Below are 21446 nucleotides of genomic sequence, written 5' to 3'. Positions count from 1 at the left end.
TTTTTTTTATTCCCCCTGGCCCCGCCCCCCACCTCTCGGGGGGCCCCCCCGCGCCGCGCCCCCCCGTAACCCCGCGGCGGGGCCCCCCCCCCCGGGGGCCCCCCCCCCCGGTCCCGCCCCGCCCTTCGTCACCCCGCCCCACTCCATCCCACCCGGAGCCCCTCCACGATGCGCATACGAATCGCTCTCCGAGCCGCCCTGACCGCCCTCGGCCTGGTCCTGCTGGCCCCCGCCGCGGCGCACGCCCACGGCGACACCGTGAAGGTGGTGATGACCGGGCAACGGGAGGGACACGTCACCGCCGACATCACCTGGGAGAACGACGGCGACGCGGTCGAGGAGGCGGTCGCCGCCACCGTGAACGCGGTCAGTGGCGACGGCTCCCGCACCATGGGGCCCTGGCGGCTGGTGCGTGATTCCGCCAGGGCGCCGGGCGGCTGGGTCACCGCCGAGTCCCTGCCGCCCGGCTCGTGGAAGGTGGCCGTGGACGTCGGCTTCCCCGCGCTCGGACACGGCGAACTCCAGCTCGACGTACCGGCGGTGGATCCGGCCCCGGTCACCGCCGCGCCCGATCCCCGCCCCGCCACGCCCTCGCCCGCGGCGCCCGGTACGCAGACGCCACCGCCGGTACCGGAGTCGTCCGCCGAAGCTCCCGCGCGGCGCGCGGAGTCCGGATCCGGCTCCGCCGTCTGGTGGTCGGCGGCCGGCGTGACGGCGACGGCCCTGATCGGATCGGTCGTGGGGATCCTCCTGCGCCGCCGACGCGAGCGGCGCCAGTCGGTATCGCGTTGATCAAGACGGCTGGGCCGTGCCAGCATGTCGGTGCGTCAGATGTCACCCTCGGTGCGATGGAGAGGAACCACCTCCGTGATGCAACCCGTTCCCGCCGACCCCACCGTGCTCCACCCGATGCCGGAGCACCCGCGCGTGGTCCTGCTGGGGCCGCTGGTGAAGTCGCCGCTGATCGAGGTCGGCGACTTCACCTACTACGACGACCCGGACGACGCGACCGCCTTCGAGACGCGCAACGTCCTCTACCACTACGGTCCCGAGCGGCTCGTCATCGGGAAGTACTGCGCCCTGGGCACGGGCACCCGGTTCATCATGAACGGCGCCAACCACCGGATGGACGGACCCTCCACCTTCCCGTTCCCCACCATGGGGGGTTCGTGGGCGGAGCACTTCGACCTCATCACCGACCTGCCGGGCCGGGGCGACACGGTCGTCGGCAACGACGTGTGGTTCGGCCACGGAGCCACGGTCATGCCCGGTGTGCGCATCGGTCACGGCGCGATCGTCGCGGCCGGAGCCGTGGTCACCGCGGACGTCCCCGACTACGCCATCGTCGGCGGCAACCCCGCCCGGCTCCTCCGCACCCGCTACGAGGCCGCGGACGTCGCCCGACTCCTCGCCGTGGCCTGGTGGGACTGGCCCGTGCGAGCCATCACCCGGCACGTACGGACGATCATGTCGGGGACCGTGGCCCAGCTGGAGGAGGCCGCGGCGCGGATCGACCCGGCCTGACCCCCCGACGTCGGACGCGGAGGGCGCCGGGGTCCCGGACGGTGCCGGGGTCGACCCGAGCGCCGTCCGCGCGACGCACCCCGCCCCGCGCCGGGATCAGGCTCCGGCGGGCTCCGTCGCCCCGGTCGGCTCCTGGGCCGCGGGGGTCTCGCCGTCCGGGTGCGGGATGCGGTGCAGCCCCCGGCGGTCGTAGAGGCGGGTGACCGCGAAGCCGAAGACCAGGGCGGCGACGAGGGCGACGCCCATCGAGGTCCACGCCCGGGTCAGACCGGCGTCGGCCTGGGCCCCGTAGTAGAGCAGGGAGCGCAGTCCCTCGGTGATCTGGCGCAGCGGCTCGAACTCGGCGAGGGCGCGGAAGAAGCCGGGCAGCGCCTGGAGCGGCACGGTGGCGCCGGAGGAAGGAACGGCCATCGCGACGAAGACGATGGTGGCCAGCAGCATGCCCGGGGTGCCGAAGGCGGCGAAGAGGGCCAGGCTGCCCAGGCCGACGACCGCGATGGTGGCGACCGAGAAGAGCCACAGCAGGCCGAGGTGGGAGGCGTCCATGTCGAGGATGCCGACCGTCGCGACCTCGACCAGGGTGCCCATGACCACGGACATGCCGAGCATCAGGGCCATGCCGATGGCCAGGGTGCGCACGCGGCTGGTGTGCTGCACGGGCTCGCGCTTGCGGACGGGGCCGTAGTCGGTGTGCAGGTATCCGAGCGCGGTGTCGACCTGGGAGTTGACCAGGTTGGCGCCGAGCATGCCGCAGACGACCAGGACCAGCGCGTAGTAGAAGGCGCTCAGGCCCATGGCGCTGCGCGACCCGAGGGGGTGGCCGTCGGCGACCGCCACGGTCACCGGGTCGGCCAGCCGCAGCTGCGCGGCCGTGGGGAGCGGGGTCTTCTGGGCGGCGGCCTGCCCCAGCAGCTCCCGGCCGATCGAGGCGGAGGCGGCGTGGGCGGCCTTCTGGGCCGCCTGGGAGGACATCGAGGAGCCGATGCTGCCGGCCGCCTGGTTGGTCAGCACGGTCATCGTCGGCGGGGTGGCCTTGCCCTGGGCCGCGGGCTGGGGGGAGGAGAGCGCCGCCACCGTCGCGGAGAAGTCCTCGGGTATGACGAGGGCGCCGAAGACCTTGCCGCTGCCCAGCAGCTTGTCGGCCTCCGCACGGCTGACGACCTGCCAGTCGATGCTCCGGTCGCCCTCGGCGGCCTTGCGGATCCCCGAGACGACCTGATCGCCCAGGGCGAGGTGCCGGCCGCCCGCGTCGGCGCCGCGGTCCCCGTTGACCAGGGCCACGGGCAGATCGCGCAGGTTGCCCCTGGGGTTGACGTTGCCGCCGACGTAGAGCAGCGCGAACATCATGGAGACCACTGCGGCGATGAGGCCCGTACCGATCCACAACCGGGGTCGGCGGAGTACGGAAGGGGGATGGGGCTGAGGCATCGATTCTCCGGTGCGGCTGCGTTCCTGAGGCTGGATACTGAAGGTATCCAGATGGTGGATAGTGGCAGTATCTTGTTGCGGTGTCCAATCGCCGACGGCGCGAGCCGGACCGCGTGACCAGCAGGGAAGCCGCATGAAGATCTCCGAGCTCAGCCGGCGGACCGGCGTACCGGTCGCCAGCATCAAGTACTTCCTGCGCCAGGGCCTGTTGCCGGCGGGCCGGGCCACCTCCGCGACCATCTCCGAGTACGGGGACGAGCACGCGCAGCGGCTGCGGTTGATCAAGGCGCTGACCACGCTCGGCGGCCTGTCCATCGCCGCGACCCGGGACGTGCTCGGGGCCGTGGACCGGGCCGACACCTCCGAGGGCGCCCTCGGAGCGGTCAGCTACGCGCTCCCCGTGCCCGTGGCCGCCCAGGGCGGCGCGGGGCCCGAGGAGGACGACGGCGCCGCCCCCACCGCCGCCGCCGCGGAGGTGGCCGAGCTGCTCACGGCCCTGGACTGGCAGGCCCCCGACACGTCACCGCACGTACAGGGGCTGACGACCGCCCTGCGGGAGTTGCGGCGGCTGGACGCGCAGTACGGCCCGGGCGAGCTCGCGGCCTACGCGCGACTGGCCGAGGAGGTGGCCCGACTGGACCTGGAACGCGCGGCGGTCCTGGAGGACCCGGTGGCCCTGGCCGAGCGGGCGGTCATCGTCTTCGCGATCTGCGCCCCGGTCTTCGAGCTGCTGCGCCGACTCGCCCAGGAGGACCAGGTCCGGCGGCGGCTGACGGACGACGGCGCCGGACCGGCCGCGCCGCGCCCGTAAGGCCGGGGGACGGGCCCGAATCCGAAAACGAGTCCCCTTCGTCACGCTGCGGATGGGTTTAGCCGCTGCGCCGTTTCCCCTCCGTGACGCGCCGTTAAGGTGTCACCTGCACCCATCCGTCGGTGCCGGGCGGTCCGCGGCACGGCGGGGCGCCCGCCGCGCCATCCCACCGAGGAACGCCGGTTGTCAGGACGCGGGCCCACGGGCCGAGCAGAACGGACCGCACCCACCTGGGCGCGCACGCGCTACTGGTTCGACACCATCGTGGCCCGCGGCACGGCGGCGCTGATCGGCTGGCTCGTACTGATGTGCACGGCCATCGTCGTACCGGCCAGCGCCGCCCTGGTGTGGGCGGACGACCGCGGTCCGACCACCCCCTCCGCCCGGGCCCTGGCCGTCTGGGTGAGCGTCGGCCAGACCCTCAAGCTCGGCGGCGCCGTCGGCAGTCCCCTGTACGTGGCGCTCTCGGTGGTGCTCGCCCTCGTCGCGCTGCTCTTCGTCTCCACCCTCGTCAGCCTCATCACCACCGGCCTCAACGACAAGGTCCTCGCGCTGCGCCGGGGCCGCTCCACCGTCCTGGAATCCGGGCACACCGTCCTGCTCGGCTGGTCCGACCAGGTCTTCCCGATCGTCTCCGAACTGATCACGGCCAACGCCAACCGGCGCCGGGCGGCCCTCGCCGTCCTCGGTCCCAAGGACAAGGCGCAGATGGAGGACGAGATCACCGACGCCGTCGGACGGCTGGGCCGGACCCGGCTGATCTGCCGCAGCGGGACGACCACCGACCCCGCCCTCGTGTCGCTCGTCGCACCCGGCACGGCCCGCGCCGTGCTGGTCCTGACCCACCAGGGGGAGGAGGGCGACGCCCACGTGGTGAAGACCCTGCTCGCCCTGGAAGCCGCGGTCCGCGGACTCGGCGCGCCCACCCGGCCCGGCGTGGTCGCGGCCGTCCGCGACGGGCGGCACAAGCGGGCCGCCGACCTGGCCGCCGGACCGCTGGGGCACGTACTGAACATCGAGGACATCACCGCCCGCCTGATCGCGAGGACCTCCTGCGAGCCCGGGCTCTCGCTCGTCTACCGGGCCCTGCTCGACTTCGACGGGGACGAGATCTACACCGTGCCCGCCGGTCCCCTCGCCGGCAGCACCTTCGGCGACCTCCTGTTCGCGTACGCCGACTCCAGCGCGATCGGTCTCCTGCGCGCCGACGGCCGGGTGGAGCTGAACCCGCCCTCGACCAGCGTCCTCGGCGCGCGGGACCGGATCGTGGTGATCACCGAGGACGACGACACGGCCGTCCCGACGGACCGGCCCCTGCCCGTCGACGACCGCGCGGTCGTCACCGCGCCGCCCTCGCGGCCCTCCCCGGAGCGCTTCCTGATGCTCGGCTGGAACCCCCGCGCCCCCCGCATCATCGAGCAGCTCGACGCGGGCGTGCCCGACGGCTCCGTGCTGGTGGTGACGGCGGAGGGCGAGGAGCACCTGAAGGACGCGGACCGCTGCGCCCGGACGCCCGGGCGGCGGATGCCGGTCACCGTCCTCGACGGCGACGTGAGCGATCCGGACGTCCTGGCGGCGCTCGACCCACTGGGCTTCGACCGGGTCGTGGTCCTGGGGTACGACGGCCCGGAGACGGGCGGGTCGCCCCTCGGCGGGGACGACCGCACCCTGGTCACGCTGCTGCACCTGCGGGCCCTGGAGCAGGCGGCGGGCCGGGAACTGGCCGTGGTGACCGAGATGGCCGACGACCGCAACCGCCTGCTGGCGCCCGCCCGCGAGGGCGCCGACGTCATCGTCGGCAGCCGCCTGATCAGCCTGCTGATGACGCAGATCGCCGAGGACGGCAGCCTCGGAGCGGTCTTCGACAGCCTGCTCGCGTCCACCGGCGACACCCTCCACCTGAGGCCCGCCGCCGACTACGTCCTGACCGGACGCCCCGTCGGCTACGCCACCGTGGTGGAGGCGGGGCGCCGCCGCGGACACTGCGTCATCGGGTACCGGCTCCAGCCCGACGGCCCGGACACCCCCGCACACGGCGTGTGCATCAACCCCGACAAGCGGGAGGAGGTGCGCTTCGGCCCGCAGGACTCCGTCCTCGTCCTCGCTCCCGGACCGGCCTCCCGCACCGCCCCCGCCCCGGTGGCCGGTACGACGCCCTCGCCCCGGCTGCCGTTCCCCACCTCGTGACGGGCGCCCGGGCGGGTCAGTCGAGCCGCAGCAGCGCGGTGTCCGTGCCGAGGAGGGCCCGCAGGGCGGGGATGTCCGACCAGGTCAGGCCCAGGGCGCGGGCGGCGTGGCGGAGGGTGAGGTGCTCGGCTCCGTCGGCCGCCGCGCGCAGTGTCCGCATCGCCCCGTCCCGGTCGAGGCGGTCGGTCCCCCCGACGGGCGGCTCCTGCCGGGGCGTTCGGGCGCGTTCGCTCTCCAGCCCGGGAATGCCGGTGATCCGCCGGGAGACGTCGGCGGCGGCGGCCAGGGTCGCCGGGCGCTCCTCGACGAGGGCCCGGGCCACGGGGTTGTGGCCGATGGCCTCCCGCAGCGGCAAGGGGTAGAGCCGCGGGGAGGCGTCCGTGAGCGCGATGACGTGGTTGACGGTGCGCACGGTTCCACGGGCGCCGTGGAGGGCGGCGGCCCACAGCGCGGACGCCTCGGAGGGGTGCCAGGCCAGTGCGCGGGCGGCCGCCGCCGCCGCGTCCCGGTCGGGGACGAGGGGCGCGCTCGCGGCGAGGCGTTCGAGGAGGACCCGTTCGTCGATCTCCCCGTCGAGGCCGGGTCCCGCGACGTGCACCGTGGTGGGGAGCCCCGTGAGGTGGCAGGCGGCGAGGGTGAGGGCGTCACCGAACGGGCTGCACAGCCCGGGCTCGTCGCCGTGCGTCAGGACGTCGCCGCCGATGTCGACGACGTGGATCCGACCGCCCGCCCCTTCGGCCATGGAGGCGATCTGCCGGGCCAGGTCGGCGAGTCCCCGGCCGGGGTCGAGGAGCAGCAGCCGGGCGGGCAGGTCCCGGGCGAGGGCGGGCATGGTCGACCCGGCCGGCGGACGGGCCCGGGTGGCCGGGGTGAAGGCCGCGAAGCCGTCGCCCCGGCCGCTCCCGGCCTCGTGCACGAGCCCGTCGAAGTCCGCCGCGCCGAGCGGGCCGGAGGTCGGGTCGACCTCGGGGCGCTCCCACGCGTAGGTGGCGATCAGCGGCGGGTCGGCCGGGTCCGCCGGGCCCGCCGCGAGGGCGCGGGCGGCGACGAGGGTCCCGAGGGGATCCCCGCCGCCGCCCGCCGCGACGTACAGACCGCTCACGCGACCCCCTCGCGCGGGCGCAGGTCGATTCCGGTGATCCGGACCGGGGTCGCCCCCATGTTCTTCTGCGCGCGCCTGTTGGTCGCGTGCAGCCGCTCGTAGTACTCGCGGTCGAGGTCCTTGACGGACCCGGAGTAGAACATCCAGGACAGCACGTCGCGGTACTTGAAGCCCTTGGGGGTCAGCTGGACGCGCCGACCGAGGCGGTGCACCAGCCCGTTGGATTCGGCGGCCTCCAGGACGGGCTCGAACTCGGCGGCGTGGTCCTGGTAGCCGAAGCGGTCGAGCTCGCCGAGGTCGAGGTCGAAGGTGTCGAGGACGAGGCGCTTGCGGACGATCTCCTCGGCGGTCAGCTCGAAGCCGGTGACGGGGGCGAGTTCGTGGTTCTTGGCCTTGGTGATGTAGTCGGCGACCTCGGCGGCCGACGGCTTCACGCTGCCGCACATGTAGTCGAGCACGCTGGTGTAGGAGCGGGCGCCGACGCCGAGGCCGAGCAGGGGCACGCCGTGGAAGGTGAGCACCTTCTGCGCGTAGCCGCCGCGGCCGGGCTTCTTGTAGCGCACCGAGCCCTCCTGGACGTAGCCGTGGTCGAGGAAGACCTGGCGGGCGTAGTCGTAGCGCTCGTACAGCTCGGGCTGCCACATGTACTGGTAGGCGCCCGTCCTGGAGAACCAGGCGTCCGGCCGTACCGTGAGGAAGTACGTGCTGATGGTGGTGGGTTGGAGCGCGGCCAGCTCGTCCACGCTCTGGCGCCAGGTCTCGGGGGTCTGCCCCGCGAAGCCCATGATCAGGTCGGTGGACAGGTCCGGCAGGCCCAGCTCCTGGGCCGTGCGGATGGCGCGGCGGATGACGTCCTCGTCCTCGCCGCCGCGGCCGGCCTCGCGGATCTCGCGCGGGACGAGGGACTGGATGCCGACGTTGGCGCGGGTGAGGCCCATGTCGATGAGGGCCTTGAACTCGTCGGGAGCGTCGGCGATCGACGACGGGGTGGCCTCCACGGCGATCTCCTCCGCCGTGGAGCGCCAGTTGGGGTAGATCTCGCCGATGGTGGCGAATATCTGCTCGAAGTGGCGGGGCCGCAGCAGGGCGGGGGTGCCGCCGCCGATGTAGATGGTGCGCAGCCGGCGGGCCTGGATGATCTCCGCGTGATCGCGGATCTGCGTACAGAGCGCGTCGGTGTAGGCGTCGTAGACGTCCTCGTCGGTGCTGATGATGGTGTACAGGTTGCAGAACCCGCATTTGCGGTCGCAGAAGGGTACGTGCAGGTAGAGGTTCAGCTCGGGAACCTGGTAGTTGGCGAGGTCCGTGGCCCAGATGTCGGGGACGGTCCATTTGCCCTCGGGGAGCGGGCGGTACGTGGAGCGGGGCGGGTACGAGTACTGGTAGGGCGGGATGACGCCCTGTTCGATGTGGTCGGCGAGCTCCTGGTGCAGCCTGCTGGTCACGGTGTTGCCTTCCGGGACGGGTCCGGGCGCGGGTTCACCCAGCCTGGTGATCGGACCACGGGCCGACCTCCGGGGCCCATCGGGTGGGCGCACCAAATACCGACCACCTACTGACCAGTTCATTGTGGATTGCTCCAAATGCTGGTGTCGTGCGGCGAGTTGATTTCGTCTGTCAGGCCGATAGCCGCCACACCCGCCCCACGGCTTTGCTGGAGGAATGGAAATCGGGACGGGCCCGCACGGGCCGGGAGTGCTGGTGATCGAGCCGATGGGGAACGCGGGACGCTTCCTCGTCGAGGCCGCCGAACGCCTGGGAGTGCGCCTGTACGCGGCCACCCACCAGGACGTCCACGACGACTACCCGCAGTGGCTGCGGGCCGCCCTCGCCGGGCTCTGCGCGACGGACCTGACCGACACGCCGAAGGCGCTGGCGGACATGGAGGCCTTCTGCCGGCAGCACGCCGTCGTCGGTGTCGCCCCCTGCTTCGAGCTCTTCACCCCGCTCGCCGCGCTGCTCGCCGAACGGCTGGGCCTGCCCGGCAACGACCCCCGGCTCGCCCGCGCCGCCCGCAACAAGGTCCTGATGGGCGAGGCGTTCGCGACCGCCGGGATCCCCGCCCCCCGCTGGGCGGTCGCCCACGACGGCGCCGAAGCCCACCGGGTGGCCCTGGAGCGGGAGTTGGGCTGGCCCCTGGTCGTCAAGCCCGCCGAGCAGGGCGGCTCCTGGGGCGTGTCCGTGATCGAGGGCCCGGACCAGCTCGCCGAGGCCGTCCGCGCGGCCCGCCAGTACACGCACGCCCGGCCGCACGGCCTGGAGCTCGATGCGCGGGCCCTGATCCAGGAGTACGTCCCCGGGGCCGAGTACTCCTGCGACACGGTGGTCGCCGACGGGGTGGCCTACCCGCTGCCCGTCGTCGCGAAGGACACCACCCGGGGCCGGTACCGCATCGAGACCGGGCACACCTGTCCCTCCGGCCTGCCCGCACCCCTGGTCAGGAAGGTGCAGCACATCGCCGCGCGGGCGGCGCTCGCCGTCGGCGTCCGCAACGGGATCGCGCACACGGAGGTGAAGATCCCACCGGACTCGGACACGCCGTACGTGATCGAGACCGGCGCCCGCCTGCCGGGGGACAACCTGTGCGAGGTCGTCGAGGCCGCGACGGGCGTGAGCGAGGCGGTGGCCCACCTCCAGGCCGTGCTCGGCCTGCTGCCCGACACCGTCCCCTCCCGCACGGACGCGGTGTCGATCCGCTTCCTGCTCCCGGAGCGCGGCGGGGTCCTGCGGCGGGCGGTCCTCGCGCACCTGCCCGGTACGCACGGCGAAGTACACCTGCGGCCCGGGGCGGTGGTGCCCGAGCCCACGGATTCGATGTGCCGCATCGGGCACGTGGTGGCCCGCGCGCAGACGCCCGACGCGGCGCGCGCTCTGGCCGGCCGGGCTGCCGCCCGGTCCCGAGTGGAAGTGGGCTGACACAGGTGCGGAAGATCGCCTTCCTCCGGTCCGTACGCATCCAGCGCGCCGACCCCTACATCCAGCGGGCCGTACGCGCGCTCGCCGACGACGGGATCGAATCCGGGCTGTTCCACACCAGCGGCGCCGCCGGTGACGAGGACTTCCCCGGCCACCGCCGACGGCTCGACCGCGGGGTCACGCCACGGGAACTGGCGGACGCGGTGGCCGCCTGGGGAGCGGACGCCGCGGTGTCGATCTCGCTGCCCTGCGAGAACGCGCTGCGCGACGCCGCGACCAAGGCGTTCCTGGACGCCGCCGGCATCCCCACGGTCATGACCCCGCTCGCGGCGACGCTGCTGCTGGTGGACAAGTGGGAGACCAAACAGCGGTGCAGGCGGGCCGGGTTGGCGGTGCCCGACGGGTTCCGCATCGACTCCGACCTGCTGGCGGGGCGCGGTCTCGCGGTGCCCGGCTACCGGGACGCGCTGCGCGCGCTCGCCGAGGAGACGGGCTATCCGCTGATGTCGAAGCCCGTATGGGACTCGACCAGCATGGGCATCCGCGCCCTGCGCACGCCCGCCGACCTCGACGCCCACCTCGACGCCCACCGCGCACCGGACTCCGGGGCGGTGTCGACGGTGGTGGAGGAGGTCGTCGCGGGCGATCTGTGCAGCGTGGACATCGTCGGACGCCCGGGCTCCTACCAGGTCCTCCCTCCGTGCTGGACCGGACGGGCCGGGCCGGAGCCGGTGTTCACCTTCGCGGACCTGCGCTGGTGCGGACCCCGCGCGGAGGCGGACGCCGCCTTCGCCGAAGTGGCCCGCACCCTGGTCGACTTCTGCGCGGAGCTGGGGGTGTACGGGTCGGTGAACGTCGACATGATCTACACCGCCGGCCGCTTCGTGGTCCTGGAGGTCAACCCGCGCATCGGCGGCGCCACCACCCTCTCGTGCGCCGCGTCCGCCACCAACACCTTCGCCTCCCTCGCCCGGATGGCCCGCGGCCTCCCCCTCACCGCCGGCGCGGTCCCACGGGTGGGCTGGGCGATCGAGTTCCTCGCCGCGGACGGCGTCGCACCGGCGCTGGTGGCCGAACTGCGCCGACGCGTCGACGTGGTCACCGCGCACGAGCTGGTGATCGACGGGGCCTCCCACGGGGACATCGTCGTGATCACGCTCGCCGAGGGCGAGGAGGACCGCACGGTGAAGTCCTTGACGGAGCTGCACGAGACGACCGGCTTCCCCGCGGCCGACGTCCTCGGCAAGATCACCTCCCTGCTGACCCGGTGAGCGCGACCACCGGAAACCGCCGCCCGCGCACCGCGGCGGACCGCCTCGGCCTGCCCGCACTGCGCGGCCACGGCCTCTTCGTCACCGGCAACCTCATCGACTCCGTCGGCAACGGCATGCTCCTGCCGCTGGGACTGCTGTACTTCACCGAGGTCCTGGGAGTGCCCCTGGCGCAGGTGGGCGCGGCCATGACGATCGGCCAGGCGCTGGCCCTGCCCGTCACCTTCCTCGCCGGCCGCCTCATGGACCGCGTCGGGCCCCGGCGCGTGGTGGTGTGGGCGAACGTCCTCTCCGCCGCCGGGTTCGCCCTGTTCCTGCTCGCCCGCGATCCGTGGCACGTCGCCGCCGTGTACGTGCTCGTCCAGGCCGGCATCAACATGTACTTCACCGCCCAACGCACCCTGATCACGCACGTCACCCGGGCCGAGGAACGCCGTGCCTGGTTCGCGTTCACCGGCTCGCTGCGCAACATCGGGCTCGCGGCCGGGTCCGCCGCCGCCGCGGGCGCCCTGACCGTGTTCGGGAACGGCTCGCTGCGCTGGATGATCGCCGCCGACGCCGCCACCTACCTGCTGGCCGCCGCCTGCTTCGCCGCCCTGCGCACCGCCCCGCCCGAACCGGACACCGCGGCGCCGAGCACGCCCGTGACCCGTGCGGCCGACACCCGCCGCTACCTCCTCCTCGTGGCCGTCAACCTGCCCTACGTCCTCGCGCAAGCCGTCCTCGCCGTCCTCGTGGCCGTCTACACCACCCGCGCCCTCGGGCTCCCGGCCTCGGCGGCGAGCCTGCTGTTCGTCATCAACACCGTGATCGTCTCCGCGTGTTCGACGGTCGTCACCGCACACGTGGCGCCTAAGCGACCCCACCGCGCGGTGGCCCTCGGATACCTGGTCCTGACGGTCGCGATGGCGGCGTTCGCGCTGCCGGCGCTGCCGCGCGCCGCCGCCGTCGCCTGGGTGGCCCTCATCGCCGCGATCACCCTCTTCAGCGTGGCCGAGATCCTCCTCGGCCCGGCCCTGAGCGAACTCTCGGTGAGCCTCACCCCGCAGGCGGCCGGCGGCTTCACGCAGGGCCTGTACCAGTTCTCGTGGGCCGCCGGCATGGTCGCCGCTCCCGCCCTGTTCACCCTGCTCCTGGAGACCGGCCCCCTCTACCCGTGGGGCGTCGAAGCCGCCGCCTGCCTGCTGGGCGCCCTTGCCGCTCCCGCCCTCAGGGCCACCGACCGCCACCGCCGGAGGAACCAGCGTTGATCACGAGCACCATCGAGTCCATCCACGAGGTCCCCGCCGCCGAGTGGGAGCACCTGGCCCGGCCCGCCGGGCTCTACCTCTCCCACCGGTGGCTCGCGGGGGAGGAGCAGGACCCCACCGCCACCCGTGCGTACGCGCTCGTACGGGCCCCGGAGGGCGCCCTGCTCGCTGCCGCCCCGCTCTCCTTCGTGCACGAGGAACCGAACGACAGCTACCGGCCCGGGACCGTGCTGCCCCCGCACGTGGAGCCCCGCGTGATCGCCGGGGCGCGCCGCGGCTACCACAACACGCCGCTCACCGCCCCCGGCCTCGCCCCCGACCTGCGGGACGCGTGCCTGGCCCGACTGCGGGACGCCGCACGCCGCTTCGCCGCACACCACGGCACGACGCACTGGTGGCCCTACCTCACCGCCCCGGCGACCGCGCGGCTCGCCCCCCTCTACCCGGACCCCGCCCTCCACCTGGAGGACGACGCCCTGATCCCCCTCCCCGGCACGGGCATCGACGACTACATCGCCTCCCTGCGCCGCGCGCGCCGGGCCGGAATCCGCGGCGAGCGCCGCGACTTCGCCGCCTCCGGCCTCGACGTGCGCCGACAGGTCCTCGCGGACTGCGTCGAGGACGCCGCGTTCCTCCTCGCCGGACACCAGCAGGGCCACGGGCACGACCGCGACGGCGTCGACGCCATGACCGCCGTGCTGGAACGGCAGGCCGGGGCGATGGGCGACGAAGCGCGTGTGGTCGCGGCCTACGACGGCCACCGGATGATCGGCTTCTGCCTCTCCTACCACTACGGCGGCACGATGTGGATCCGCGCGGCGGCCCACGACCGCCACCACCCCGCGCCCCACCTCTACTTCAACCTCACCTACTACCTGCCGATCGAGGACGCCTACGCCCATGGCGTGAGCGCACTGCACGTCGGCATGGGGACGATCGAGGCCAAGCGCCTGCGCGGCGCCGCCGTATCGGGCCTGCACGCCCTGGTCGACCCGCCTCCCGCCGGGGCGCGGTGACGCGCGGCCCGCGGGCACCGGCCCGCCCCGCGCGGGTCGGTGCTCAGTCGAGGTCGTAGTCGAAGGTGTACGCGACCGACGGCTCGCCGTGCCGCGCGGTGAACCCGCCCGTACCGCGCAGCCCGGCCAGCGCGCCGGTGCCCGATCCCGGCACGACCTCGAAGGCGCAGTGCACGGTGCCGTCGGCGTCGAACGAGCCGCGCTCCTCGACGGCGAAGCCGCCCTCGCGGCCGTCGAGGCTGCCCCGCAGCACCTCCATCCCGGCGAACGTACCGGTCGTCGCGCTCACGTACGCGATCGTGTAGTCACAGGTGGTGTCCGCGGCCTCGATGCCGCCGGTGAAGGTGTTGACGACGCTGGCGCGGGCGAGCGCGGGGTGCGCGCCTCCCGCACCGAGCGGGTGCTCCTTCCAATCGGCGGCGGTGAACTGGCCGGTGGTCCGCACGGGCATGGTCGTCCTCTGGTCCGGCCGCGCGGTCTGCTCCGCGCGGTAGGTGAACAGCCTGGCCGCCGTACCTGACACCTCCTGTCAGGTACGGCGCGACAATGGCCCCATGCGCGCCGACCGGCTTCTGTCCCTGCTCCTGCTGCTCCAGAACCGCGGCCTGATGACGGCCCCCGAACTGGCCGCCGCACTGGAGGTGTCCGTCCGCACGGTCTACCGCGACGTCGAGGCGCTCGCCGCCTCGGGCGTCCCGGTCCTGGCCGAGCGCGGACCGGCGGGCGGGTTCCGCCTGATGGACGGCTACCGCACCCGGCTGACGGGGCTCACCGACGCCGAGGCCGGATCGCTGTTCCTCGCCGGAGCCCCCGGCCCCGCGAACGACCTGGGCCTGGGCGCCGAGTTGGCGACCGCCCAGCTCAAGCTCCAGGCCGCGCTCCCCGCCGCCCTGGCGGACCGGGCCCGGCGCCTGCAGGACCGCTTCCACCTGGACGCGCCGGCCTGGTTCCGCGACGCCGACCCGGTGCCCCACCTGGCGGCCCTCGCCCGCGCCGTGTGGGAGCAGCGCGCGGTCCGCACCCACTACCGGCGCTGGCGCGGTGAGGTGCACCGGGACCTGCACCCCTTGGGCCTCGTCCTCAAAGCGGGCATCTGGTACGTGGTGGCGCAGGGGGAGGACGCCGTACGGACCTACCGGGTCGCGCGGTTCCTGGCGGTGCGGGACCTGCCGGAGACCTTCGAGCGACCGACCGGCTTCGCCCTGGCGTCCTACTGGGAGCACTCGTCCCGGCGGATGGAGGCCGCACTGCACCACGACACCGCCCTGCTACGGATCTCGCCGGACGCCGCGCGGCTGCTGCCCATGCGGCTCGGCGCGGCCGGGCGGCGCGCCCTCGAAGGGGCCGGACCGCCCGACCGGGAGGGCTGGGTGGAGGTGAGAGTGGACGTGGAGACCACCGCCGTGGCGGTCGGCGACCTGCTCGGGCTCGGTGCGGAAGCGGAGGTCCTGGGCCCCCCGGAGCTGCGCGAAGCCGTCGCCCGCGCCGCCCGCGCCCTGGCACGGTGCTACGGGCCCGAGTGACCCGGCGGCGAAGGGACCGGCGCCGTCCGGCGGCGCGCGGCCACCGACTATGGTGGAACACCGATCGTGGGCTGCGGAGGGGGATCCGTGGGGAAGTACCGGGTACCGAATCCACTGCGCGCGATCCTGGCCGGGGTACCGGATCTCCGCTGGCTGCGCGGGCGGCTACCGGACGCTCCCGTGCACCCGGAACCCTCCGGCCGGGCCCGCTCGCGCGAGCGGGAGAAGAGGGTCCGCGCCGAGTGGGAGGCGCTGCGCGAGCAGCTCGCCCCGGCCGCCGCCGAGCACGTCACGCGCGTGGGCGAGCTACTGGCGGACCCGCGCACGGAGTTCACGCCGGGCCCCGGACAGAGCGCGGCGCGACGGGACTACCTGGCCGCCACGGAGGCCTACCAGGCGGCCGGCAAACTGCTGGACGAGGCGCAGGACCTGCCGGACCTGGCGGCCTGCGTGGTGCTCGCGGACCGGGCGGTGGAACTCTTCGCCGCCGCCCGCGCCCGGCACCTGGGGCAGCGCCCGCCCGTGCCGCGGCCCCGCTGCTTCTACAACCCCCTGCACGGCGCCGCCGCCGAGCCGCCGCGCGACCGAGGTGTCCGCAAGGGGCGTCGGGTGGTCGCGCGGGAGGCCGCGGCGGCGCGCCGCCCGGCGTGCGAGCCGTGCCGGCTCGCCCTCGTCGCGGGCGAGGCCCCCGACGTACTGCCCGCCCTCTGGACCGTCCGCGACGAGCGCGACCGCCCGGTGACCCTGCTCGTGCCGTACTACGCGCTGCCCCGCCAGGCCTCCATCTGGGCGGGCACCGCCTGCGGGGCCTACGACGCCGCGGCGGCCGCCCGGGTGCTGCGCGGCGAGCACCGACGCCGTAGGGTCGGACCGCCGACCGGGTGACGTGCGGTCACCGGCAGGGACGGAACGGAACGGGGCGGGGGAGGTAGGACGAATGGTCGCTCTGGTGTTGGTGGGGATCTTGGTACTCGCGATCGGCGGGTGCGCGTGCGTCCTCTGGGCCGAGCGGGGCGGACCCCCCTGGGCCCGCACGGTGGCCACCGTGACCCTCGCCGCCGGGGCTCTGCTCCGGCGCTCGGCCAAGCAGCGCCGCCGCGGCCCGAGGGGCTCCAGCGGCGACGACTAGGCCGCTTCTCGGCTGAGAAGGGCCTCCTGACGTCACGCCAGATCAGCGGGGCAGGATGCGCAGTACTGCCTCGCGTTCACCGCTGAGCCGCAGGCCTTGCTGTACTGCGGCGCTCAGATCGAGGTCGCCGAGCAGGGTCGCGGCCAGCAGGTGCGGCGGTCCGGTCAGGGACGCGGTGGGGTGGTCGACCCGACCGGCGTGTGTGTGCACCGAGCCGTCCTTGACTTCGATGACCAGGTCTTCGTTGCCGTCGGCGTGCAGTTGCAGGGCGATGGCCGGCTGGTCGGGGCGGTGGTCGGTCAGTGCCCGGGCGGGCACGTCCAGCCAGTGGGTGCGGAAGCTGTCGCTGCCGGCCGGTTCACGCAACAGCGGAATTCCCCATCGGCTCAGTTCCTGCAGCACCGGCTCCAGCTCGCGGCCGCGCTCGGTGAGGGAGAACAGGGTGGTGGCCACCGGCGGCGGGGCGGCCTTGCGGTGGATCAGGCCGGCTTCCTCGAGTTCGCGGAGCCGGTCGACCAGCAGGTTGCTGGCGATCCCGGGCAGCCCGTTGCGCAGGTCGGTGTGCCGGCACGGCCCCAGGGCGAGCAGTTCGCGGACGATCAGCAGGGTCCATCGGTCGCCGATGGTGTCCAGTGCTTTCGCGATGCCGCAGTACTGCCCGTAGGTGCGCATGCCACCACCTTACCTTGCGGCGTTGAGATTCAAAACTTGCTTGTTGACTTTCTCAACAAGGTCGGTCTAGCGTCGCTGCCCATGACCACCACCCTTTCCGTGCGTCGGCTGGCCTGGGCCGGCATCGAGATCCGTCTCGGCGACACCCGCCTGCTGATCGACCCGCTCGAGAACGTCGCTCCGCTGGCGCCGGTGATGGGGCCGCCGCACCGGCCGGTCGACCCGGTCGACACCCCGCCCGGCACCCACGCCCTCATCACCCACCTGCATCCCGACCACTACGACCACGACCTGATCGCCCGGATCGCGGCCACCGGCACGATCGGCTGTCACACCCCGAGCGCGGCGGGGCTGCGCGAGGCGGGCATCACCCCTGTTGCCCAGGACCTGGGCCGGTCACGGCGCATCGGAACGCTGACCGTCACCCCGGTGACCTCGCTGGACTGGCGCGGCAACGACTGTGACCAGGTCGCCTGGGTCGTCGAAGGCGCCGGGCGGCGGGTCATCCACTGCGGCGACACCCAGTGGCACGGCAGCTGGTGGCAGATCGCCCGCGACCACGGCCCGTTCGACGTCGCGTTCGTCCCGGTCAACGGCGTCATCGCGCACTTCGAGGGCTACGCGGCCAACGTCCCGGCGACCATGACCCCCGAGCAGGGCGTCGAGGCCGCCGTCGCACTCGGCGCCGGCACCGTCTGCGCCATGCACTACGGCCTGTTCCACAATCCGCCGTTCTACACCGAACAGCCCGACATCGAGCAGCGGTTCCAGCACGCCGCCGCCGAGCGCGGCATCACCGCGGCCATCGTCGCCGACGGCCAGCCCGTCCTCTGACCATCAGAACCGAGGAGCAACACATGAAGATCGTCCTGTTCGGTGCCGGCGGCAACATCGGCCGGCCCACCACCGAGGAACTGCTGCGTCGCGGTCACACCGTTACCGCGGTCACCCGAACCGGCCACCTCGTCGGCCTCGAGCACGAGGCCCTGACCGTGACCACCGGTGACGCCACCGACGCCGCCGCGGTCGCCGGCCTCGCCGCCTCCCACGACGCCGTACTGTCGGCCGTCGGCCCCCGGATCGGCCAGGAGAACGACCGCGCCACGATCGTCGGCGCCGCCCGCGCACTGATCGACGGACTCCGCCGAGCCGGCGTGACCCGCCTGGTCACCATCGGCGGCGCCGGGAGCCTGCGCACGCCGACCGGCGGCCGGGTCATGGACGACCCGGACTTCCCCGCGCTGTGGAAGGCCAACGCCCAGGCCCAGTCCGAAGCGCTCGACCTCTACCGCGGCGTGCACGACCTCGACTGGACGTACGTGTCGCCCGCCGCGGTCATCGCAGCGGGCGAGCGGACCGGGGCCTACCGCAGCGCTGGGGACACCCTGCTCACCGACGACGACGGCAACAGCCGCATCTCGTACGCCGACTACGCGATCGCCTTGGCCGACACGATCGAGAGCGGCACCGCGATCCGCCGCCGCATCACCGTGGCGTACTGAGCCATGAGCAACGACGCCGTCCCGCACACCCGATTCGTCGTCCTGCTCGCAGCGCTCGTGGCCCTGGGACCACAAGTGGACGAGCTGCGAGCCGAACCGCTCGGGCAGGTCCGTCCACGGTGATCCGGACGGTCCGCCGTGGCGTCGTGACCGGGCAGGGGGCGCCCCGGTCGGCGGGCCGGAATGGGGTGGGTGGGGGGCGGGTAGGGAACCCGCACGGGGTGCGGGAGGGGGCGTCGTGTGGTGGGTTTGGTGCGTCTGTGCGGGGCTGCTGGCGGCCGCGTGTCTGTTCCGGTCGGTGTTCTGGGTCTGGGCGCAGAACCCGAAGGTGACCGTGGCGCGGGAGCCGGACGGGCCGCTGACGCTCTACGAGGCCGCCGCGCTGGACAGGGGCGGGCACGACCACGTGTGCCGGACCCTTGTCGAAGGCATGGCCATCAGCGGGGCGTTGGAGCAGGTCGACGAGCACTTCCTGCGGGTGCCCGACGAGCGGGGGAGCGTGGACGCCCTGCAGGCGGCGCTGCTGGACGAGCTGGAGCCGGGCGGGACCTACTCCGGCCACCAGCTGAAGATCCTCGCGCACCGGCTCGACGGGACGGGAGCGGTGCTCGTGGGGGCTCGGAAAGCGGGTCTGGTCACCCGCGACAGCAGTGACCTCTCGCTGAACGCGGTGGTCTTCCTCATGGCGGTCTGCGGCGTCTGCGGCTTCTTCGCCACGGTCGGCACCCGGTCGTTCCTGCCGGTCGGGCCGTTTGCCGGGCTGGTGCTGGTGGGCTGGGGCGTCGTCGCGGCGCTGCCGTGGCGGTACGACACGGCTTCGCGGCGCGGCGCGCGCATGAAGGCGGCGGTGGGCGGTGCGTCCGGCCCGCGGCCCGCGCTCCCGCCGGGACTGGTCCTGGACGACGCGGCGCACAAGCGTTTCGCCAGCCTGGCCCTCTACGGATTCGGCGACTACGAGCTGTTCCGAGATCCGAGCATGCCCCGCTCGCTGCCGCCGCAGGACCCGGGGCCGGTCATCTACGAGGGGCCGGGACTGGGCGGCCTCTGAGCCGGCCGGAAGCGGGGAAATGCGCTGGCAGTGATCGGGCCGGGCGGGCAGGATGGGCGCTCGTGGACCCTTTGCCCTGGAAGATCACTCTCGTTTGCGGCGCTTCGGGCGCGGGGAAGACCCGCCTGGCCCTCCCGCTGTCCCGTCGTTACGGCCTCCCCCTGACCGAGGTGGACGACATCGTCACCGCCGTGACGGCCCTGACCACGCCGCGGCAGGCTCCGGCCCTGCACTTCTGGAACACCCATCCCGAAGCCGCCGCGTGGCCGCCGGACGCGCTCGCCGATCTGCACTTCACCGTCGCCGAGGCGCTCCGGCCCGGCCTGCGGGCCGTCATCGAGGACCACCTCGCCTTCGACGCCCCCGTCGTGCTCGAAGGCGATTACGTCCTCCCGGAGCTCGCGGCCGGATACGACGGCGCGGTCCGCGCCGTCGTGGTCCAGGAGGCCGACCCCGCGCAGCTGGTCGCCAACTTCGCGGCCCGCGAGCCCGGCCCCGACCAGCACGTCCGCGCCGCGTCGGGCGTCGTGATCGGGGCCGAACTCGCCCGTCGGGCCGGGGCGGCGGGCCAAGCGGTCGTCGCCGCCCGGCCGTGGGCCGACCTCGTCGAGCGCGCCGACCGGGCACTTCGAGGACGCTGAGCGGGTCGACCGCCGCCCCGGCTACGCGAGCTCTTCGCGCCAGCCCGGGTAGAGGCGGTCCGCGTCGTCGGTGAAGGACTCGAACGCACCCCTCAGCTCCGGGTGGTCCTTGGCGTACTCCACCAGCTTGACGCCCTGCTGCCAGGCGTCCTGGGCCTGGCGCAGGGACTTCGCGCCCGCGGTGCCGCCGTCGCGGTGCCCGAAGGCTCCGCCGCCGGAGGTCTGGATCACGTTGGAGTGGCCCAGGTTGTCGAAGAAACCGGGCAGGCGCAGCGCGTTCATGCCGCCGGAGATGATCGGGGTGGTGGACTTCGTGCCCAGCCACTCCTGGCGGTAGAAGGGGCCGTCGGCGGTGTCCTGCTCCAGCATGAAGGCGATGGCCCGGTCCGAGGTGTCGCCCTCCATCTTGCCGTAGCCCATGGTGCCGGTGTGCATGCCGGAGGCACCCTGCAGCCGGGTCATCTTGCAGTGCACGAAGGAGGTGTAGCCCCGCTTGGACTGGGGGCTGGTCACCGCGCCGTGGCCGGCGCGGTGGAAGTGGAGGAACTGGCCGGGGAAGTTGCGCCGGGCCGTGGTCACGGCCGTCGGGCCGGCGACGTAGCCGTCGACGAGGAAGGCCACGTGGTCGGCGTTCTCGGCGAAGGTCTCCAGGATGAACTCGCCGCGGGCGATCATCTCGGCGGGGTCGTCGGCGGTGATGTTGGCCGAGAACAGCTTCGCCTCGCCGGTGGCGTCCTGGGCGCGGCGCATCGCGTCGGCCACGGCCCTCATCGTGTCCTTGAGCGGCGCGAACACCTGGTTGCCCTGCGGCTCGTCGTTCTTGATGAAGTCGCCGCCCAGCCAGAACTGGTGGCAGGCGTCCGCGAAGGGCTGGGGCCGCAGGCCCAGCTTGGGCTTGATGATGGTGCCGACGACCATGCCGCCGTCGACGACCGGCCGGTCGAGGACCCGCCACATGTCCTGGATGTTCATCGCCGGGCCGTCGAACAGCCGCAGGTAGGCCGGCGGCACGTAGAAGTCGAGCATCTTCGCGTACTCGACGTCGCCCATGCCCTGGTTGTTGCCGATGGTGAGGGTGAGGAAGGAAGCGATCATCGCGCGGCCGTCGATGATGTTGCGGTCGAAGAGCTCCACCGGGTACGCGATCTTCATGAGTTCCCGGGACTCGTCGATCTCGTAGACGAGGGCGTCGACGCCCTTGGTGAACTCGTCGGTGGTGCACACCTCGACGTTGGTGCCGGTCGAGGACTCGGCGGCGAAGTGCGCGGCGGTGGAGAGGTAGTCGCCGTGGCCCGCCTTGGGCTTCATCGTGTAGGCGCACAGCACGTGGCGGCCGCCTTCGACGAGGGCCTCCTCCCGGAGGGCGAGGTTCGCGTAGCGGTTCGACTGGTCCATGGTTCGTTCTCCTGGGTGCGTGGGGGGAGTG

21 protein-coding genes are annotated in these 21446 nt (G+C 73.6%); 15 read left to right on the top strand and 6 right to left on the bottom strand.

Features of this window, described 5'->3' with window-relative positions:
- The first annotated feature begins 168 nt into the window (after window positions 1-168).
- Together ACFWAR_RS05235 and ACFWAR_RS05230 are read left to right on the top strand one after the other, a co-directional pair.
- On the top strand, window positions 169-792 hold the full coding sequence (locus tag ACFWAR_RS05235; protein WP_385773239.1) for a hypothetical protein: 624 nt from the start codon (window positions 169-171) through the stop codon (window positions 790-792).
- Between the two features lie 78 nt (window positions 793-870).
- A complete protein-coding gene (locus ACFWAR_RS05230) occupies window positions 871-1524 on the top strand; it encodes a CatB-related O-acetyltransferase (protein ID WP_385773256.1) in 654 nt (217 codons plus the stop codon).
- A gap of 96 nt (window positions 1525-1620) precedes the next feature.
- Here ACFWAR_RS05230 and ACFWAR_RS05225 read toward each other — a convergent pair whose 3' ends face one another.
- Window positions 1621-2952: a YhgE/Pip domain-containing protein gene (locus tag ACFWAR_RS05225; RefSeq protein ID WP_385773237.1), complete on the bottom strand. Its 1332-nt coding sequence runs from the start codon at window positions 2950-2952 to the stop codon at window positions 1621-1623.
- A 133-nt stretch (window positions 2953-3085) separates the two neighbouring features.
- Here ACFWAR_RS05225 and ACFWAR_RS05220 point away from each other — a divergent pair, with 133 nt between their 5' ends.
- Entirely contained in the window at window positions 3086-3763 is a 678-nt protein-coding gene (locus tag ACFWAR_RS05220) for a MerR family transcriptional regulator (protein ID WP_385773235.1), read from the top strand.
- A gap of 183 nt (window positions 3764-3946) precedes the next feature.
- Window positions 3947-5950 (top strand): NAD-binding lipoprotein, encoded by a 2004-nt coding sequence (locus tag ACFWAR_RS05215; RefSeq protein ID WP_385773233.1) that lies wholly within the window; start codon window positions 3947-3949, stop codon window positions 5948-5950.
- Window positions 5951-5966: 16 nt separating this feature from the next.
- Here ACFWAR_RS05215 and ACFWAR_RS05210 read toward each other — a convergent pair whose 3' ends face one another.
- Both ACFWAR_RS05210 and ACFWAR_RS05205 read right to left on the bottom strand, forming a co-directional pair.
- Window positions 5967-7052, bottom strand: coding sequence for a DUF1152 domain-containing protein (locus ACFWAR_RS05210; protein WP_385773231.1), 1086 nt, complete (start codon window positions 7050-7052; stop codon window positions 5967-5969).
- Complete coding sequence (locus ACFWAR_RS05205) at window positions 7049-8497, bottom strand: coproporphyrinogen-III oxidase family protein (protein ID WP_385773229.1); 1449 nt, start codon at window positions 8495-8497, stop codon at window positions 7049-7051. Before ACFWAR_RS05205 ends, ACFWAR_RS05210 begins: the two co-directional genes overlap by 4 nt.
- 217 nt (window positions 8498-8714) lie before the next feature.
- Here ACFWAR_RS05205 and ACFWAR_RS05200 point away from each other — a divergent pair, with 217 nt between their 5' ends.
- Genes ACFWAR_RS05200 through ACFWAR_RS05185 form a run of 4 tightly spaced genes read left to right on the top strand, consistent with a single transcriptional unit; the run spans window position 8715 to window position 13505 of the window.
- Entirely contained in the window at window positions 8715-9968 is a 1254-nt protein-coding gene (locus ACFWAR_RS05200) for an ATP-grasp domain-containing protein (RefSeq protein ID WP_385773227.1), read from the top strand.
- Window positions 9969-9973: 5 nt separating this feature from the next.
- On the top strand, window positions 9974-11239 hold the full coding sequence (locus ACFWAR_RS05195) for an acetyl-CoA carboxylase biotin carboxylase subunit family protein (protein ID WP_385773225.1): 1266 nt from the start codon (window positions 9974-9976) through the stop codon (window positions 11237-11239).
- Window positions 11236-12489, top strand: a complete 1254-nt coding sequence (locus tag ACFWAR_RS05190; protein ID WP_385773223.1) for an MFS transporter — start codon at window positions 11236-11238, stop codon at window positions 12487-12489. Before ACFWAR_RS05195 ends, ACFWAR_RS05190 begins: the two co-directional genes overlap by 4 nt.
- Window positions 12486-13505, top strand: coding sequence for a GNAT family N-acetyltransferase (locus ACFWAR_RS05185; protein ID WP_385773221.1), 1020 nt, complete (start codon window positions 12486-12488; stop codon window positions 13503-13505). Before ACFWAR_RS05190 ends, ACFWAR_RS05185 begins: the two co-directional genes overlap by 4 nt.
- 43 nt (window positions 13506-13548) lie before the next feature.
- Here ACFWAR_RS05185 and ACFWAR_RS05180 read toward each other — a convergent pair whose 3' ends face one another.
- Window positions 13549-13956: a DUF3224 domain-containing protein gene (locus ACFWAR_RS05180; RefSeq protein WP_385773254.1), complete on the bottom strand. Its 408-nt coding sequence runs from the start codon at window positions 13954-13956 to the stop codon at window positions 13549-13551.
- A 103-nt stretch (window positions 13957-14059) separates the two neighbouring features.
- On the opposite strand from ACFWAR_RS05180, the gene ACFWAR_RS05175 reads away from it, so the two are divergent.
- The 3 genes from ACFWAR_RS05175 (at window position 14060) to ACFWAR_RS05165 (ending at window position 16157) form a co-directional block, all read left to right on the top strand.
- Window positions 14060-15028 carry a helix-turn-helix transcriptional regulator gene (locus tag ACFWAR_RS05175; RefSeq protein ID WP_385773219.1) on the top strand — a complete coding sequence of 323 codons (969 nt, stop codon included), beginning with the start codon at window positions 14060-14062 and terminating at the stop codon, window positions 15026-15028.
- A gap of 87 nt (window positions 15029-15115) precedes the next feature.
- Entirely contained in the window at window positions 15116-15913 is a 798-nt protein-coding gene (locus ACFWAR_RS05170) for a hypothetical protein (RefSeq protein ID WP_385773216.1), read from the top strand.
- A 52-nt stretch (window positions 15914-15965) separates the two neighbouring features.
- Window positions 15966-16157, top strand: a complete 192-nt coding sequence (locus tag ACFWAR_RS05165; RefSeq protein ID WP_385773211.1) for a hypothetical protein — start codon at window positions 15966-15968, stop codon at window positions 16155-16157.
- Window positions 16158-16199: 42 nt separating this feature from the next.
- Here ACFWAR_RS05165 and ACFWAR_RS05160 read toward each other — a convergent pair whose 3' ends face one another.
- The gene (locus ACFWAR_RS05160; protein WP_385773209.1) at window positions 16200-16829 is read right to left on the bottom strand and encodes a winged helix-turn-helix transcriptional regulator; all 630 of its coding nucleotides are present in this window, start codon (window positions 16827-16829) and stop codon (window positions 16200-16202) included.
- Window positions 16830-16910: 81 nt separating this feature from the next.
- Between ACFWAR_RS05160 and ACFWAR_RS05155 the strand changes: the two genes are divergently transcribed.
- The 4 genes from ACFWAR_RS05155 (at window position 16911) to ACFWAR_RS05140 (ending at window position 20020) form a co-directional block, all read left to right on the top strand.
- Window positions 16911-17663, top strand: a complete 753-nt coding sequence (locus tag ACFWAR_RS05155) for an MBL fold metallo-hydrolase (protein ID WP_385773207.1) — start codon at window positions 16911-16913, stop codon at window positions 17661-17663.
- Window positions 17664-17686: 23 nt separating this feature from the next.
- Entirely contained in the window at window positions 17687-18331 is a 645-nt protein-coding gene (locus ACFWAR_RS05150; protein ID WP_385773205.1) for an NAD(P)-dependent oxidoreductase, read from the top strand.
- A 238-nt stretch (window positions 18332-18569) separates the two neighbouring features.
- Window positions 18570-19379, top strand: coding sequence for a hypothetical protein (locus ACFWAR_RS05145; RefSeq protein WP_385773203.1), 810 nt, complete (start codon window positions 18570-18572; stop codon window positions 19377-19379).
- A gap of 62 nt (window positions 19380-19441) precedes the next feature.
- Window positions 19442-20020, top strand: coding sequence for an AAA family ATPase (locus tag ACFWAR_RS05140; protein ID WP_385773201.1), 579 nt, complete (start codon window positions 19442-19444; stop codon window positions 20018-20020).
- A gap of 21 nt (window positions 20021-20041) precedes the next feature.
- Here ACFWAR_RS05140 and ACFWAR_RS05135 read toward each other — a convergent pair whose 3' ends face one another.
- On the bottom strand, window positions 20042-21415 hold the full coding sequence (locus ACFWAR_RS05135) for a ribulose-bisphosphate carboxylase (RefSeq protein WP_385773199.1): 1374 nt from the start codon (window positions 21413-21415) through the stop codon (window positions 20042-20044).
- Window positions 21416-21446 lie beyond the last annotated feature (31 nt).

The organism is Streptomyces sp. NPDC059917 (genome assembly GCF_042730635.1).
Lineage (GTDB): Bacteria > Actinomycetota > Actinomycetes > Streptomycetales > Streptomycetaceae > Streptomyces.
Note: the sequence above shows the minus strand (reverse complement) of the source record. Positions and strands in the feature narration are given on the sequence as shown.